This window comes from Ruminococcus sp. MCC718 (assembly GCF_018783905.1).
In the GTDB taxonomy this organism is placed as follows: Bacteria; Bacillota; Clostridia; order Lachnospirales; family Lachnospiraceae; genus Hominisplanchenecus; species Hominisplanchenecus faecis.
Genome location: NZ_WQNP01000074.1, coordinates 1 through 809, shown reverse-complemented (window position 1 = coordinate 809; position 809 = coordinate 1). Strand labels below are relative to the sequence as shown.

The 809-nt window shown below is 35.7% G+C and carries 1 protein-coding gene; it reads right to left on the bottom strand.

What is annotated here, in order from left to right; translation table 11 throughout:
• Positions 1-152: 152 nt before the first annotated feature.
• Positions 153-809: RNA-guided endonuclease TnpB family protein (locus GPK60_RS07840; RefSeq protein WP_215659225.1), on the bottom strand; the 657-nt coding region annotated here is incomplete at its 5' end.

Genomic DNA, 809 nt, shown 5'->3' with positions numbered 1-809 from the left:
CCGAGATAATGTAGACCCTCACGAGTTCTACTTACTGCTTTATCGTGTATGCTTTGGATTGACCGAAATCATATCTACTCGCAAGTTCTTGTACACTCCACAGTCGTAAATTCCCGAAATAGCCTTCGGTACATACCTACGTTCGCGTTTATTTATGCAACTTCGTAAGTCATGGCATCTCTCAAATTAAGTGCAGCATTGAAATCTCTGTCTTCGACATAACCGCAACTGCATTTAAACATTCTATCTGAAAGCTTTAAATCTTTTTTGACAGTGCCACAGCAGTGACAGGTTTTAGATGACGGATACCATCTGTCTACTACCCGAAGTTCGATTCCATTTTCATTGCATTTAGCTTGAAGCTTTGTTCTAAATCCATAAAACTTCTGTGAAGCAACAGCTTTTGAAAGATGTCTGTTTTTCATCATACCTTTTACATTCAAATCTTCAATCGTAATGTAGGATGGTTTGGTTTTTACTATCTCTGCGATTGTTTTATTGATGTAATCAGTACGAATATTATCTATCCTATGATGAAGTTTCTGTACCTTAAACTTTTGTTTTTGTATATTTGTTTTTTGAGTGGACTCTCCTTTCTTTAAATTTTCATACTTTCGAGAAAGACTTCTCTGTTCTCGAATAAGCTGTTTTTCAAGTTTCTTTAATCTTGCAGATCTGTTAATGTTCTTATAAGTTTTACCATTAGAAACAGTGGCGAAATCCTTTAACCCAAGATCAATGCCAATTCCTTCATTGGAATTATCAGCTGTCTTGTTATCCGGCAGTTCTACAAGAACTGAAACATAGTA